Here is a 15,792-nt window from a genome sequence, read left to right as displayed (position 1 = left end):
AAAACAGTGCCCTAAAGTCTCTTGGATGAACGCACCACCCCGATGGATTATGCAGCAAACTGTGCAGGTTCCCAACAATGGCACAAGCACCCCTATTGAGCATTTGCATTCCGGCCTATAACCGTCCCCAAGGATTGGCACAAGCGGTTCGCTCAGTTGTCGCAGCCTTGCCCCCTGAGAGCCACGATCCGGTGGAAGTCATTATTACCGATGATTCTGCCACCCCCACAGCAGTAGAGGATTTACTGGCTGGATGGTCAGGCCGCTGGCACTACCAACACAATGCCCAGCGCTTAGGGATGGTGGCCAATTGGAACGCCAGCTTGGCGAAGGCTTCAGGGGACTTTATCCTGCTGTTGCACGACGATGATTACCTCCTGCCCCAAGGAATACCAACAATTCTCGACATCCTCACCAAGGAGGGCACTGCCTTTGATGTCTTTCTCTTTGGCGTGCATTTGGTGGATCCGAATCAACGCTGTTTGCGACGGCAGATACCCCGGCAGCAAACATGGCTCTCCCCAGCTCAAGCCCTTAGGCAATTGCTACGTCATTCCTCGTTTGTACGGTTTCCCGCCTTGATCTGGCGGCGATCGCTCCTCGAGGAGGTCGGCTATTTTGATCCCGCCTACGGCGAAGCCACAGACCTCTACCAATGGCTACGCTTCTTTGCCCAGAAGGGGGTTTACACGGTTCCCCATGCCACTGCTGCCTACATGATCCACGATCAGGCACTGACAATGGGGATGTTTCAAGCTCAGACCTTGGCTACCCTAGGGAATATTTTTGCCGCCGCTGCGAATTTATCGATTCTCTCACCAGCGGAACTACGGCAGTGCCAGTGTGACTTTTTTCACCAGTTTATCTTGGCGGGAACATGGCGATTTTTGCGGCGACGGCAATGGCAACGGGCACAGGCAGTGTACCAGCTGTTTGATCTACCAGAGGTGATTGCATTGGGGCGATCGCGCCGCTGGCAAGGCTGGCGTTGGCTCTTTGGGGCTTGGCTTTGGCTACTGCGACGGGTTAACTAACTGCCCACCGCACATAGGGCAGCCGCGCTGCAACGTCGTGAATTTTGTCCTGATTGGCCAACAGTTGACCACAGGCATCCCATTGACCAGAAAGAAGCATTTGCCGCGTACTTTCCGCCATGGTTAAGGGAATCACTTGATCGCCTGCTGTCAAGGTCAGCGCCTGTAAGTCTAGGGTCAGTTCCGTAGTGGGCTGATCTTCTAAGAGGGTTTGCAGTGCTTGTACCTGTTCTGGAGCTGCCGTCAGACAGGGAACCCCCATTGCCAAGCAGTTTCCGGCAAAGATCTCGGCAAAGCTTTCGCTGACAATTGCTTGAATTCCCCAACGGGCGATCGCTTGGGGGGCGTGTTCGCGACTAGAGCCACAGCCAAAATTGGCATTCACCACCAGAATCCGTGCCCTTTGGTACTGAGGCAGGTCAAAAGGGTGTTGCCCCGACTGGCGATCGTCAGCAAAAACGTGTTCCCCAAGGCCATCAAAAGTAACACAGCGGAGAAACCGTGCCGGAATAATGCGATCCGTATCGATATCGTTGCCCCGCAGAGGAAGGCCACGACCGGTAATGCGTTCAATCTTGCTCATAGGTCTATCTTACTGGATTGCGCAGCCTGCCAGTGCATTTTGGGGGGAATTGCCCTGAAGCAGGTTACTCAACAGTAGGGTCGGCGGTTGCGCATGGGGCCAAGCAAAGGCATGGCGAAAGGCGGCTTCCTGACAGGCTTGTAACTCCTTGAAGTTGAGGATGTCGTGGGTGAGCAAGTTTTCGTACTCAAAGGGCAGCCGCACGTTGTGCAGACCCGCGTTGTCGGTACAGATGGCCACGTCCACCCCCGCTTCAAAACAGCGTTCAAAGACGAGGCGTAATTGCGCGTAGCTCTCAAGGGTACCCGTTTGAAAATAGGTGGTGGGGCACACTTCGAGGCATTGACCGGCTGCCGCCACTTCCTTGAGCAGCTCTGGATAGCGCAGGGGAATTTGAATGCCATGACCAATGCGTTGCAGGTAGGGTAGCAATTCGGGATAGCAGCCATTCACCGTTTCGTAGAGGTGGCCAGTGGTTTTAAGACCGCGATCGCGGGCATAGGCATAGAGTTCAATAAATTCCGCCATGCGATCGCCATAGACGCTATCGCCCCCGGCCAAGTCAATGCCACAGACAAACTGCGGAAAACTCGCCGCCAGATCAACAATGGCACGGTTCACCGCATAGGGTAGCCGCGTGTGCATACAGAGGATTTGGCTCGTGACAATCGGGTATTCTGGTACTTGGCAAGCCAGACCCACCGTTTTAACAATGTCGGCCATCTGCTCAATGCGATCGCTCTGGGATCGCTGCGGATCCGTGCGCAGATAGGGGGTATAGCGCAGCTCTAGATAGGCCAAGTTTTCAAAAATATAGGCGCCGCGAATCAAGCGAAAGATGAAATAGGGCAAAGTTTGCGGCGTTTGCACACTCTCCACTAGGGTGTGGAGTTCGAGGTATTCTTCAAGGGATTGGCGGGGGCGAGTATAAAAGGTTTCAAATTCCTCATAGTCAGGAAAGCGATCTGCAAGGGCGCGATCGTTCCGCTGAAAATACCGCCAAAGAATCCGCGGTACCACTGAGCCACCCAAATGCCGATGTAATTCTGCGTACAGTGCCATACCTGCTCCTTAAACTGGCCAAAACGCAATCAATACCTAAGCTGGCCAGAGGGGTCAATGCCCGCACCTCAGCCATCGAAAACAGAACGAAAACAGTGATGAACGAAGGATTAAATTGTTCTAATGTTAACAAATTTTACAAAGGTGGCGCAGGAACCAATGGGCGCAAACGCTAGGATCATTTCGATCTCCAATTGGTTGGGTATCGCGAATGTGGCCTTTTCGGCGGCGAGGACGACTCCCCTCTGCGCTCTCTAGTGGCAATGTCGTCACGATTGCTTTGGAACTGTACCGTCATCAGGGCAATCGCTACTTTCTTTTGAGCCTTTTTGCCCATGCGTGGTTTTTTCTGCTCACCATTGCCGCCGTGCTGATCGTGGCCGTAGCACTGATTGTTGGGGGGATTCTTGCTGGGGCGATGGATAATGTTGCCCCCTTTCTCTGGCTCACAGGCATTAGTATCCTCGTGGCTTTGCCCTTGTATCTCTTTGGTTGGACACGGCTAATGGCCAGTGGTGCGCTGCTTTCTCGTCGTATTTACGCTGTCCTGACGGCTCTTGAGGAATCAGAATCGGCAGCCCGCAGCTTCATTTTTCCCAAGATGCTGAATTATTTGCTGGCCACTCTGATGGTCGGTGTCATTTTGCTCTTGGTGTATGGGGTCTTGGGGGCGATCGGCTACTTAATTTATTTGGTGGCATCCCCCTTAGTGCAATTCCTCGAGCAGAATATCCAAACGGAACCCGCAAGAAGTCTCTTCTTTTTAACTTTTCTGCTCAGTATCCTGTTGCTAGTGCTCCTTGCGCTGTTGGTGATTAGCTACTTTATGGCGCGGCTCTCCCTTGTTGATGTGGTCTTAGCCCTTGAACCGGACTGTACGCCCCTCAAATCCGTTCGGCGCAGTTGGCAACTGACGCAGGGACAGGCATGGCATACCCTAACGGTATTTTTTGTTGCTTCCCTTGCAACGATTCCCGCCAATCTCCTTGGCAGTATTATCAACAGCGTGGTGATTATTCCCGTTGCTGGCCTCTTTGTAGGGGTTTTACTCCTGCCCCTCTGGCAAGGGATCAAGGCAGTTCTGTACTGGGATCTGCGAGTCCGCAATGAAGGAGCAGCGTTTCAAGTCCGCCCTGAAGCAGTGAATCCCCTGCGCTGGTTGCGGCGGGTCACACTACGCACACCGGAAAGCATCGAGTTGGACTTTGCCCTTGGGGGAATTGGCAGCCGCGTCTTGGCTTGGCTGATTGATCAGGTGATTCTCTACACGGCACTTGTGCTTTTTTCGCTGGCGGCAGGGTACATCTACTTCTATGCCCTTTACCCGTGGCTGATTGAGGTGCTGCCCGCTAGTGGCCAGAGTATTGAAGCTTGGAGTTTGGGCATTTACCTGTTGGTAATGTTTGCCCTCTACAACGGCTATTACATTTTCTTTGAAACCTACTGGCAGGGGCAAACCCCCGGCAAGCGCTTTGCGGAAATTCGCGTCGTCCAAGACAATGGCCTTCCCATTGGTCTGAAGGAAGCAACCCTGCGCAGTCTGCTGCAACCCATTGATTTTGCTTTTTTCGGTATAGGGGCACTCCTAGTGGCGTTATCTCGATCAGAAAAACGTTTGGGAGATATGGTGGCGGGTACCCTTGTGATTCAAGATGAACAAGCGACACGGTTGGCTCCTAAAGCTACAACCCTTCAGCAACCACAGGGGGCTTGGGTGCAGGAGTTGCGATCGCTCGCCCATTGGGAACGGATGACTCCCGAACAGTATCTCCTAGTACGCAATTACCTCAACAATCGCGATCGCCTGAGTCCTGTCGGTCGCTATCAAGCGGCTCAAGAGCTGCGTCAGCAATTAGAACCCCTGTTGCTGCCCACCTATCCCGCCCACTGGCCTACCCTCAGTGCTGAGGACTTCCTAGAAGGTCTATACACTGCCTATCGTCAACAATACCAGTCATCCCCCTAGTGTGAGGCCGTTATGCGCTTGCTGCTGACCCTTGGTTGTAGTCTGACCCTTTTGGGCGCCTTTCCCCTGCTCATGGGTCGGGCGAGTGAACCGACAATTCAGGCTGCTGCCCCTGTCCCCCAACGCTATCAACTACTGGGGTTATCCTTTGAAACACCCCTACAATTTTCGCCACCCACTTCTTTTGGTGAAAATGGCGTTGCTGTGGTCTATCCCGCCAATGCCGTACCGGGGGAGCACGAGTTAATGGTGAGCCTGATTAGCCTACCCAAAACAAGCGAGGTACTGGGGGGACTTTCGGATCAAGAGTTGCGCAGTTGGCTACGGTTTACCCAAGTGGGGGGTCCTCTCTCAGCAGCCCCCGCACGCATTGAGCGGCGAATTTTGGGACGGCGAGTCCGTGGTGAAATGTTTTATTATCCAACCCCCCGACCGATTCACCAAGAGTTATATTTGATGCATCTCCAAGGGGGGCAGCGGCTAGCTATTCTCTTTGAAGCGGAAGACCAAGTGCCCTTACCCGTGATGGAGCAGGTTTTTAACCATGTGGCAGCATCATTGCAGGAATTACCCCCGCGATCGCGAGAATGGAAACGTAGTTTTGAATGGTGGAAAAACCGTTAGATCTTTGAGGGGCAATAGCTATGCACCATGCTCCCCCCGTGTATCTACCCAAAACCCTTCAGTTCACTGAAGAGCAATTCGCAGAGATTATCAAAGCCAATCCTAATCTACGGTTTGAATTAACTGCTGCGGGAGAATTGGTTGTTATGCCCCCTACAGGCGGCGAAACGGGTCGCTACAATGCCGCCCTCACGGCTGACATTAGTCTTTGGAATCGCCAAACTCAACTAGGGGAGGTCTTTGACTCCTCAACGGGATTTCGCCTGCCCAATGGCGCCATTCGCTCACCCGATGTTGCATGGATTACCAAGGAACATTGGCAGCGCCTAACCCCAGAGGAACGCCAAGGCTTTGTGCCTCTTTGCCCCGATTTTGTGATTGAACTCGCGTCTGCTAGTGATGACTTGTCCCATTTAAGGGCAAAAATGCAGGAATACATGGACAATGGTTGCCGCCTTGGCTGGTTGATTGTCCCCCAGCAACAAATGGCAGAAATTTATCGCCCCCAGCAAACACCAGAGAGCGTGTCTCTGCCAACAACGCTTTCAGGAGAGGAAATTCTTCCTGACTTTTGCCTTGCATTTTCTCCCTAAGGCCAATGGATAAACCAGTGGAATCTTCTCACTGGAGATATCAATCATGGAACAGACCGTTGCCTGCGCTGAAACGGAGACACTGCGCGTTAATTCTCTCCATGCTTTTGCCTACTGTCAGCGGTTATTTTATCTCGAAGAAGTTGAGGAACTTTACACCCAAAATGAATCCGTCTTTGCCGGGCGACGGCTCCACGCTGAGCTACAAAAATTAGAACGGGAAGATTGGCAAGAATTCAATCTGGAAAGTGTAGCCCTTGGCCTCCGGGGGCGGGTTGATGCACTGCGTACCCTAGAGGGGCATTTGATTCCCTACGAGCACAAAATCGGTCGCTGTTATCGCGATCGCCAGCAGCAGCCCCAAGCTTGGCACAGCGACAGGGTACAAATTCTGGCCTATGCCTGTTTACTAGAAACCGTTCTCGGCGTCACTGTCCCCGAAGGCCGCATTCACTATCACCGCGATAACGTTACTGTACGGGTTCCTGTGGATGAGGCAGGCCGCCAACTGGTGCGGGACACAATCGAGCAAGCGCGTCAACTGCGTGCTTCCCTAGAACGTCCCCCTGTCTGTAGCAACGAAAGACTTTGTCTCAACTGCTCCTTGGCGCCTGTTTGCCTGCCTGAAGAAGCCCGCCTCGCCCGAGATCCTGAGCATTTACCCCTGCGGTTATTTCCGCGAGATGACGAGCGTGAGATTATCCATGTCACGGCTGGCAAAGCGGTAATCAGGCGAGCTGGCGAGCAGCTACGGATTGCCATTGACGATGAACCTGAGCAAAAGCTGCCCATTCAGCAGGTGGGTCAAGTTGTTATCCACAAATTTGCCCAAATTACCACCCCAGCCATTCATCTCTGTGCCTATGAGGATGTCGGTGTTCACTTCATCAGCAGTGGTGGGCGTTATATCGGCAGCATTGACAACCGCAAGGGCAGTATTCAACGGCGTATTCGTCAATATCAAGCCCTGACGAACCCAGACCAATGTTTACGTCTTGCCCAGTTACTGGTGAACTGCCGGGGACAGAGTCAGCGTCGCCTGTTACTCCGAGGACAGCGGAATCGCCAAGATGCTCTGCCTGCATTGCAAGAGACCACTACGCAAATGGATCGGCTCATTAGCAGCATCTCCCACGCCAATTCCCTAGAGGCTCTACGCGGCATTGAAGGCAATCTTGGCGCCCTGTATTTTTCAGCGTTGCCCTATTTACTGGGGGATCACGTTCCGAAGGAGTTGCACTTCAACGGTCGCAATCGCCGCCCCCCGAAAGATCGTTTTAATGCGCTGCTCAGTTTTGGCTATGGCATGCTCCTCAAGGACGTGATGAATGCCATTCTCACTGTTGGTCTTGAACCCGCCTTTGGCTTCTATCATCAGCCGCGTACCCAAGCACCACCCCTTGCGTTGGACTTGATGGAAATTTTCCGCGTCCCCCTTGTGGATATGGTCGTTATTGGTTCGATTAACCGTATGCAGTGGAACTTTGACGAGTGCTTTGAGGTACACCGAGATCACGTATGGCTAAGTGACTATGGTCGGCGTAAGTTCATTGAACTCTATGAAGCCCGCAAAGGTGAAACGTGGAAACATCCAGTGACCAACTACTCGCTCACTTATCGGCGAATCTTGGAGCTGGAAGTACGTTTGCTCGAAAAGGAATGGTGTGGTGAAGCAGGTCTATTTGGCAAACTCATTTTGCGTTGACCCATGGGTGAATCCAAAAATTGGTACCTCATCTGCTACGACATCCGCGACCCCAAGCGATGGCGACAGGCTTATAAGCAGTTAGAGGGCTATGGTGAACGATTACAGTTCTCGATTTTTCGCTGTCGTCTCACGCCACGGGAGCGGGAAAAGCTGCGCTGGCAACTAGAAAAAATCCTCACAAAGGAAGACAGTCTCCTAATCGTAGGATTGTGCAGCCAATGCGTTGAGCGGGTATGCGCTTGCAACCGAGCGGGGACATGGCCAATGTCGGAGCAGAACTTCAAAATCTTTTAGCATACAAGCACCTCTGGACTCAAATATTCTCCGAACGCACCGATATTCAAATACAGCCCCTTGACTAGGTTTGAGAGTTTTTGTTAGATTTAGAGGTGCTTGAAAATCTCTGAACCTATTCCCCAGAGCGGGATTGACAACTGAATACTGTCCGAGGCTAAAAATTTTACAGTCACAAAAAAACAAAGTGCCTGAGGTGCTTGAAAAGTGACTGTGCTAAGCTAGTCCTAGAGGCATTTCTAGGGCGCTGCTGTGCCTCTACCTTTGATGCCGTAAGGCGTTGAGCACTTTCTAACGGTGCTGGTATTGAAGTTAGGGCATTAAGTGCCTCTACCTTTGATGCCGTAAGGCGTTGAGCACCCTTAGGGCGCTGAGCACGGGGCGGGGCATAGGAAGTGCCTCTACCTTTGATGCCGTAAGGCGTTGAGCACGTTTACTTGTCTAGCAACTTCAAGTCAATTGAAGTTGGTGCCTCTACCTTTGATGCCGTAAGGCGTTGAGCACAAGAGGGGTTCTTAACAATATTCAGCATCACTAATGTGCCTCTACCTTTGATGCCGTAAGGCGTTGAGCACGCTAGGCTTTTGACTCTCACGCAAGCTGAGCTGGTGCCTCTACCTTTGATGCCGTAAGGCGTTGAGCACAACAGGTCTCGGCTTTTTTCTACTCCCCTGAGAAGGGGTGCCTCTACCTTTGATGCCGTAAGGCGTTGAGCACACTAGCATCAATACTTTGCAGAGCATTTTGGTTGTGCCTCTACCTTTGATGCCGTAAGGCGTTGAGCACACCTACTACAGGAGCAGAACGGGGACGACCTACTACGTGCCTCTACCTTTGATGCCGTAAGGCGTTGAGCACCTTCTCGCAAAGAAGTGGACAACTGCAAGTACTGATGTGCCTCTACCTTTGATGCCGTAAGGCGTTGAGCACGGCTACACTGACCCTAACACCAAAATACAGTTATATGGTGCCTCTACCTTTGATGCCGTAAGGCGTTGAGCACGCGGTTAAGTTGGTTCTAAACGATAAACAGCGTTTGTGCCTCTACCTTTGATGCCGTAAGGCGTTGAGCACCCTTTTTGCCCAATAGGCGGTCGGCCAACTTCTTGGTGCCTCTACCTTTGATGCCGTAAGGCGTTGAGCACGGCTACACTGACCCTAACACCAAAATACAGTTATATGGTGCCTCTACCTTTGATGCCGTAAGGCGTTGAGCACGCGGTTAAGTTGGTTCTAAACGATAAACAGCGTTTGTGCCTCTACCTTTGATGCCGTAAGGCGTTGAGCACCCTTTTTGCCCAATAGGCGGTCGGCCAACTTCTTGGTGCCTCTACCTTTGATGCCGTAAGGCGTTGAGCACCGTAGGGAATGCAACTTTTTCTTCAGTTGCACTCGTGCCTCTACCTTTGATGCCGTAAGGCGTTGAGCACACAGTCTTGTAGTATAGTATGAGTAATCAATAAAGTGCCTCTACCTTTGATGCCGTAAGGCGTTGAGCACATCTTATCTCCAATACTAAAGATGTTTTGGTATTGGAAGTGCCTCTACCTTTGATGCCGTAAGGCGTTGAGCACCCAGCGAATAAGCCCGTTATCGCGAACCATGGTCGGTGCCTCTACCTCTGGTGCTGTGGGCTAGCCCAGCGGTTGGTTAACTTTCTTGAATAAAAATAAAAAATTGTATCCAAAAGCTTTTTTGCTCCTTGTGGTTACCTACAGTAGAAGTTAAAATTTTTGTAAGTTGACAACTATAAGTTATCCGTTAGCATGATTCTTGAAACTAGACAGTGGCTACCCTTGGCAGTGCTCCAGAGACCCATAATTGAGGGAAAGCATTCAGATTAGGCGGGGATAATAAGATAGCGTCATGACTAGCCACAATCACTTTCTTGAAATCCATTACAGCTTGCGTGGAAGAACACTGCCAGCAGATCATGGCTATGCATTATACTCTGCTATTAAAAAACAGTTGCAACAATCGGGGCGGCCAGATCTACCTTCAGATATACCAAGTGATCTTCGCCTTAGCAGTATTGCTGGAATTCCTAACGGTGAGGGTATTATTTATCTAAATCGTGCTTCACGCTTTCGCCTTCGCTGTCCTACAGATCAAGTGCAGACGTGGTATCGCTTTTTCCAGAACCAAGTGTTGGATATTCAGGGGCATCTGATTCGCCTTGTGCAACCTCGAATTACATTGCCAGAGCCTTCAGGAACCCTCGCAGCTCGCCTAGTCACTTTCAAATTAGAAGCAATTGATCACCTAGAAGTGCCCCGCTATTTTTTGGAATCTTGTCAAAAAGGCCTAACTCATTTAGGCATTCAGGGAAAGGTATTTATTCCTTCTGATCCGAATGGTGATTTAGCACGGCGCACGATTCAAGTGAAAGGCAAAAAAGTCGTAGGCTACCGCGTGATTGTTGAAGATTTAACTCCTGAAGATTCTCTAAAGTTGCAGTGGCATGGATTAGGAGGACGAAGACATTTTGGCTGCGGCTGGTTTTACCCGGTCAAGGAGGAACCGAATGCTGCCTAGTTCTCCACCCCCAAAACTAGACCCAGATATTTTGTTGGCAAAATCTTCACTCCCAAGCAGCGCCGACTGGAGAGGAACGTATCATTTGGCTGGTCATACCGCGGCGGTTGTGAAGTCAATTACCACCTTGGTTGATGCACTGGGCACAGGGTTGCTCCAGCAGTTTGGATTTAGCAACGACACTAGGGAAACCCTGCGGGCAACGGCGCGACTGGCCGCTTATCTGCACGATTGGGGTAAGGCCAATCACCAATTTCAAGGGGTGGTCAGGTACCCCCTCAGGGCTTCAAATCCATCGGTGCAGCCTCAACAGAACCCCTTGCAATACCCACAACTTATCCGTCATGAAGTGGGGTCTGTCTTGCTGGCGTGGGAGTTCCGAAACTGGCTTTGCCAATGCCCCAATGCTGACTTGATGACAGCGATCGCCGCAGCAGGAGGACATCACCTCAAATTAGGCGGTCAGCAGGGGCGAGACACCAGTGCACTGGGGGAGATCCGCGAGGGCAGTGGCGACCCTTACCTGTACTGGTATGTCCATCATCCTTCCTTCCGCAAGCTGCTTCGCTATGGGGTAAGAACCCTAGGGCTGCCTCAAATCATTCCTCCTTTTGCGTTCTCATCGCGATGGGACATGCAAACAATCAAGGAGAAACGGGCAGCAGTCTTGCAGGCTTTTATTGACTGGAAACCAACTGTTGTGTTTGTTGCTGTTGTGAAAGCACTGCTTGTGGCAGCAGATGCCATTGGCTCGGCCTCAGCAGCGGTGACAACCAACCTCCAGCAATGGATCCAAGAACAACTACAATGCACTTTAACGGTGGCTGATCTACAAAAGGTGATTGATGCCCGGCGGGGTCAGCACTGCCTGCGGCCATTTCAAATTGATCTGCGGGAGGACTCCAAACGAGTCACACTGGCACGTGCGGGTTGCGGTACAGGGAAAACCCTTGGTGCCTATTGCTGGGCACAACGCCATGGCATTGGACGCAAGTTGTTCTTTTGTTATCCAACAACGGGCACTAGCACCGAGGGCTTTCTGGGCTATGTTCATCACCAAGTAGAGTCAGAGCTGTTGCACTCTCGGTCGGCTGTTGATTTGGAGTTGGCTTGCACAGGAGAAGAAGAAGACAATGGTGATGGAGCTGTTAATGAGGCCGCTCAGAAATTAGAAGCCTTCAAGGCTTGGGGGGCAAAGGTCAATGTTTGCACTGTGGATACCGTTTTGGGACTCCTGCAATGTCACCGCCGTCCCCTGTACTGCTTTCCAGCTCTTGCCAAGGCTGCTTTCGTCTTTGATGAAGTTCATTGCTATGACGATGCTCTCTTTGGCGCCTTACTGCGATTTCTCAACGTTGTTAAAGCGCCAATCTTACTCATGTCTGCCTCATTTCTACCCGCGCAGGTGGAGGCCATTCGCAATGCAGTGGGAGAACCTGTTGAAATTATCCAAGGCCCCCGAGACATTGAACACCTGCCCCGTTATCGCTTCCATGAGCTAGCACAGCTGGACTGGGCGCGGGTTCAGCAAGAACTTGACCAAGGTGGTAAAGTCCTGTGGGTTTGCAATCAGGTGGATACAGCGATCGCTACCTATCAGCAAGCGAAAAATCAGGGACTTCAACCTCTGCTCTATCACAGTCGCTTTCGTTATGGCGATCGCGTGCACCATCACCGCAAAGTGGTAGAGGCCTTCAAACAAAATCAACCCGTCCTAGCCATCACCACGCAAGTGGCAGAAATGTCGCTGGACTTGTCGGCAACACTCCTCGTGACTCAAATTGCTGACCCCGCAGGGCTAATCCAGCGGTTGGGGCGGCTCAACCGTCAGTACTGCGGCCACGCCCTTGATGCCCTCTTTTACCCCGATGACAAGGTTGGTTTTCCCTACAGTGCAGATGAACTGGATGCGGGTTGGGCACTGGTGCGAGGGTTTGTCGGTCAGCTGGTTAGCCAAGCCCAGCTCGCCGCTTGGTTAGAAAAACTCAACACTCCACACACACCCAAGGATCACTTTGTCTGGCTGGATGGCAGATGGAAAACGTATCCTGCACCGTTGCGCGAAGCAGGCTATACCGTCACTGCCCTTCTCGAACAGGATCAGGAGGAGATTGCGTTCCTCAAATCTAGTCAACTGATGCGCTACACAATCCCCCTACCCGCTACCAAAAATATCAAGGGTTGGCGGCGCCACAAGAGCGGATATTTGATTGCGCCTAAGGAGCAGTGGCACTATGACCCAAACCTAGGGGCGTTCGCTTCCCGGCAGGAGGTGAAATTGTGAGCCAATTTACCTTATCGATCTTTGATCCAAATTTTCTTTTGCCCCATCGAGCAGGAATTGCGGGTCTAGCCTTAGCCCTATCCGAGTTGGAAAGCCAACGTTCACAGGCTCCCTTAACTTGGAACGTCACCGATGAGGTCGTTGAACTGGCGTGGAAAGGGAGTGATCGAGAGGTTGTGACATGGCTCCTAAAGCAGACCTATCAGATTAATCACCAAGGCTATCTAGAGGTTCCTGCCCTCAAGCTTGATGCCCAGGGGCAATACACGTTTACCCAAGGGGTACTCACCACATTCCTCCAGCACAATACGCAGCGCAAACTCAGCAACACTTCTGTCACTCGCACGTTCTTAATTGAGCCGGATCAACCAGAGATCTCGATTGAGGTGAAGCCCCTAGAGAGCTGTTATTACACCAGCGACATCAAGGAGGCCTTTAACAATAAGGGAGCCTTCAAGAAAGAAATTCCCCTGAAGGGAAATCATCTGCCCGGACTGGTGGAATGTTTTGTCAATGGTCCCTATCAAGAATCGCCGCAGGGCTTTCTGGCGTTGCTTTTTTTGCCCCTTGCCTGTGGCTACTACCAACTTCCTCCCCAAACTGTTGGTGGCAAGCTCTCTGCCCGCTCAGCACTGGTGATTCCTGAAGTTCAAAATCTAAAGCACTGGGTTAAGCGCCGTCGGGCGATGTCGGGGTGCACGTATCGAGACTTTCGTAGCAGTGGCGCTGGTGAATCTGCTTTGCACTTTCTACTGCAAGAGAAGGCGATAGAAGAGAGTCAGCAGTTTGGCGTGCACTACTGCGAGGTTTACCAGTTGGGCAAGCAAGTCTGGGATGCTCAGCAAGCTTATTTGAAACAGGCAGTGTATCGCGTCGAAGTTACGGATGAAGTCCTAGAGTTGTATGAAGTCGCTCGCCAAGTTTTTCCTGCGCACGTGCGACAAAAGGAGAATGGTGAAACTTGGTTAGCTCTTTCTAAAGCACTGCCTTGGATTTGTGACAATTTAATTGGAGGTCAGCCTTGGTATGCAGGTTTCTTTGAGTTTTACAAACGTAATAAGGCCTATGAACGTGAAGGGTTGGTAAAAATGACTGAATACTTGAATCCTGATGAGCGAGTGCTGTTTGAGGTGGTCCAAGGTGCCTTTAGCGTATACCTGTCTGGGCAATTCAAACAGGCTGAAAAGCAAGGTCGCCAATTAGACTATGGGCAAGTGACCGATAAGGTTATCTACCGATTCCAACGTCCGAGTACGCAACAGGAATTTGCTACTGCATTGGTGGATTTCCTAAGCCAGTTTCGCAGCAAGGCCGCTCGCGATAAAGGCCCGCAAATTGTTCACTGGATTCACCGTGAGGAAAACTGGCGGCGAGCAAGAGATCTGGTACTGCTGGCGATCGCTACCTACCGCAGTAAGAAAGGAGACTCTCTCAATGGTGTTGATGTCCCCTTGGAATCAATGGCTGAAGGGGATGTCACAGAAGATGAAATGTTTTCCTTCGCCGATGAATAGTTTCTGTCTCTAATTCAGGAGAAATAACAATGACGAAACATCTTTTTGCAACAATTGTAACGACCACTGCTGTCGCAGCCAATAACCGGGGGGAAGGGGATGGGAGCACTCTCTCAACTTTGCAAAAAATCACCCGTGGCAATGATCAATACACTACTGTGAGTGCAGAAGCGATCCGTTGGGGATTGCGGGAGTATTTTCAAAATCATTATGAAAAAGAGGTGAATCGCACATTTAATGCTGAGACTGACAAGTATAGCTTCAAGGATGAACAATTCAGCGCTGAAAAATACATTGATGATGACTTGTTTGGCTACATGGACGCCAAAAAGGGGAAGGATAATGAAGATGCCACGACCAAACGGCGGGGTGCCCTAGAAATTAGTCGCGCTATGAGTCTGGATCCCTATTGGGGGGATATTGCCTTTGGTTCTAAAGGCGGCGAAAAGGGAAAAACTTCGATTCATAGCACCGAAGTACACTGCACTGCCTATCAGTACACGATCGCCCTCACGCCAGAAAGTCTTAAGAAACCGGAACGGGCACTACTCGCCTTGGATGCTATTGGCGCTGTCCGTCATGTGGGCGGTAACCATGCCCGCTTTTTATACGACTTTCATCCAGAGTCCATTGTGCTTCGCATCACAGATGATCCCAGTCCTTGGATTATGGAGGTGTTTAAGCGCATTGGGGAGTTGGTGGGCTGCCCACGGCTAGTGCGACTGGTTGAAGTGGGGGATGTGAAGGCTGATGAGCTACTGGTGGGCGGTGAGATTGCCGATACTCCCTATGGTCAGCAGTTAAAGGCGTTAGGGGTTCAGGTCTATCGCGGGGTCAAAGAAGCGATCGCCCACGCCAAAGAACAATTAAAGCAACAACTCAAGCTTGAGGTGCCCGCCTAATGCAACTTTACCTTGATTGTCCCTGTACCAGTTTTCCCCGCAGCTTTGCCCGCGACTTTAAGGAGACCTACCGCTATCCACCCCCCTCCACGATCTATGGCATGCTCCTTTCCCTGATCGGTGAAGAGAATTTGGATCAACATCGGGGTGTCAAACTGGCCATTGGCATTATTGGTGCTGACCCACCCATTTCTCGCATTCTGCGTAAACAGCGGCATCACAAGTTCAGTAAGAATCGCCTCGGCACCTATTCCACGAGTAAATTCTCCAAGCCGAATCACCATGAACTGCTCACAGATGTGCAAGTGGTTGTCAAAGTTGATTCGAGTGAGGAAAATGCACCACTGAAGCTGGTTGATCGGCTGGCGATCGCCTTCACCACACCCCAGCAAATTTCCCGCTTTGGTGGCCTGAGTTTGGGGGAGTCGTGGGCACTGGTCAATGGTGTACGCCCCTATCGGGACAACGATGGCTCGATCCGCTGGCTCATTAAAGACAATCGAGGTCTCATTAGCCTGCCCATCTGGATCGATCGCCAGAGCAGCCAAGGAACCTTTCAACGCTTTCGCTTAGGCAACGAATTTGAAGACCATTGCTGGGTCAGGATTCCGCAGCTAACTGTGCCAACCCCAAGATCGCGACCCTCCGCCGCTCGCAGATCTTGATGCCAATCGAGCAAATTGCGGTTTGTTA

Annotated in this window: 13 protein-coding genes and 1 CRISPR repeat array; of the genes, 11 read left to right on the top strand and 2 right to left on the bottom strand. The window is 51.4% G+C overall.

Annotated features, from left to right (window positions below; translation table 11 throughout):
- The first annotated feature begins 77 nt into the window (after window positions 1-77).
- Complete coding sequence (locus QYC28_RS02380; protein WP_302679779.1) at window positions 78-1,034, top strand: glycosyltransferase family 2 protein; 957 nt, start codon at window positions 78-80, stop codon at window positions 1,032-1,034.
- On the opposite strand, the gene leuD is transcribed toward QYC28_RS02380, so the two are convergent.
- Together leuD and QYC28_RS02370 are read right to left on the bottom strand one after the other, a co-directional pair.
- Window positions 1,027-1,617 carry a 3-isopropylmalate dehydratase small subunit gene (gene leuD, locus QYC28_RS02375; protein WP_302679778.1) on the bottom strand — a complete coding sequence of 197 codons (591 nt, stop codon included), beginning with the start codon at window positions 1,615-1,617 and terminating at the stop codon, window positions 1,027-1,029. The genes QYC28_RS02380 and leuD overlap by 8 nt on opposite strands.
- A 9-nt stretch (window positions 1,618-1,626) precedes the next feature.
- Window positions 1,627-2,679 carry an adenosine deaminase gene (locus QYC28_RS02370; RefSeq protein ID WP_149817839.1) on the bottom strand — a complete coding sequence of 351 codons (1,053 nt, stop codon included), beginning with the start codon at window positions 2,677-2,679 and terminating at the stop codon, window positions 1,627-1,629.
- Between the two features lie 211 nt (window positions 2,680-2,890).
- On the opposite strand from QYC28_RS02370, the gene QYC28_RS02365 reads away from it, so the two are divergent.
- The 10 genes from QYC28_RS02365 (at window position 2,891) to cas5 (ending at window position 15,764) form a co-directional block, all read left to right on the top strand.
- Window positions 2,891-4,645, top strand: coding sequence for an RDD family protein (locus QYC28_RS02365; protein ID WP_286626445.1), 1,755 nt, complete (start codon window positions 2,891-2,893; stop codon window positions 4,643-4,645).
- A 12-nt stretch (window positions 4,646-4,657) separates the two neighbouring features.
- Window positions 4,658-5,269, top strand: coding sequence for a hypothetical protein (locus QYC28_RS02360; RefSeq protein WP_149817835.1), 612 nt, complete (start codon window positions 4,658-4,660; stop codon window positions 5,267-5,269).
- 20 nt (window positions 5,270-5,289) lie between these two features.
- Complete coding sequence (locus QYC28_RS02355; protein ID WP_149817833.1) at window positions 5,290-5,862, top strand: Uma2 family endonuclease; 573 nt, start codon at window positions 5,290-5,292, stop codon at window positions 5,860-5,862.
- A gap of 46 nt (window positions 5,863-5,908) precedes the next feature.
- The gene (locus QYC28_RS02350; RefSeq protein WP_149817831.1) at window positions 5,909-7,567 is read left to right on the top strand and encodes a type I-MYXAN CRISPR-associated endonuclease Cas4/Cas1; all 1,659 of its coding nucleotides are present in this window, start codon (window positions 5,909-5,911) and stop codon (window positions 7,565-7,567) included.
- A 3-nt stretch (window positions 7,568-7,570) separates the two neighbouring features.
- Complete coding sequence (gene cas2, locus QYC28_RS02345) at window positions 7,571-7,864, top strand: CRISPR-associated endonuclease Cas2 (RefSeq protein WP_149817829.1); 294 nt, start codon at window positions 7,571-7,573, stop codon at window positions 7,862-7,864.
- Between the two features lie 252 nt (window positions 7,865-8,116).
- Window positions 8,117-9,509: a CRISPR direct-repeat array (repeat unit 36 nt; unit sequence GTGCCTCTACCTTTGATGCCGTAAGGCGTTGAGCAC).
- A 221-nt stretch (window positions 9,510-9,730) separates the two neighbouring features.
- Window positions 9,731-10,399 carry a type I-MYXAN CRISPR-associated protein Cas6/Cmx6 gene (gene cas6, locus QYC28_RS02340; RefSeq protein WP_149817827.1) on the top strand — a complete coding sequence of 223 codons (669 nt, stop codon included), beginning with the start codon at window positions 9,731-9,733 and terminating at the stop codon, window positions 10,397-10,399.
- A gap of 85 nt (window positions 10,400-10,484) precedes the next feature.
- Window positions 10,485-12,683 (top strand): CRISPR-associated helicase Cas3', encoded by a 2,199-nt coding sequence (cas3, locus tag QYC28_RS02335; protein ID WP_302679777.1) that lies wholly within the window; start codon window positions 10,485-10,487, stop codon window positions 12,681-12,683.
- Window positions 12,680-14,197 (top strand): type I-MYXAN CRISPR-associated Cas8a1/Cmx1, encoded by a 1,518-nt coding sequence (gene cas8a1 / locus QYC28_RS02330; protein ID WP_302679776.1) that lies wholly within the window; start codon window positions 12,680-12,682, stop codon window positions 14,195-14,197. The genes cas3 and cas8a1 overlap by 4 nt, the downstream gene beginning before the upstream one ends.
- A 29-nt stretch (window positions 14,198-14,226) precedes the next feature.
- The gene (gene cas7i, locus QYC28_RS02325; protein ID WP_302679775.1) at window positions 14,227-15,099 is read left to right on the top strand and encodes a type I-B CRISPR-associated protein Cas7/Cst2/DevR; all 873 of its coding nucleotides are present in this window, start codon (window positions 14,227-14,229) and stop codon (window positions 15,097-15,099) included.
- The gene (gene cas5 / locus QYC28_RS02320) at window positions 15,099-15,764 is read left to right on the top strand and encodes a CRISPR-associated protein Cas5 (protein ID WP_286626439.1); all 666 of its coding nucleotides are present in this window, start codon (window positions 15,099-15,101) and stop codon (window positions 15,762-15,764) included. The genes cas7i and cas5 overlap by 1 nt, the downstream gene beginning before the upstream one ends.
- The last annotated feature ends 28 nt before the right edge of the window (window positions 15,765-15,792 follow it).

The sequence above is a fragment of the Thermosynechococcus sp. HY596 genome, from assembly GCF_030518715.1.
Taxonomy (GTDB): Bacteria; Cyanobacteriota; Cyanobacteriia; order Thermosynechococcales; family Thermosynechococcaceae; genus Thermosynechococcus.
The sequence above is the reverse complement of the archived record's forward strand: the minus strand, read 5'-3'. Positions and strand labels throughout refer to the sequence as shown.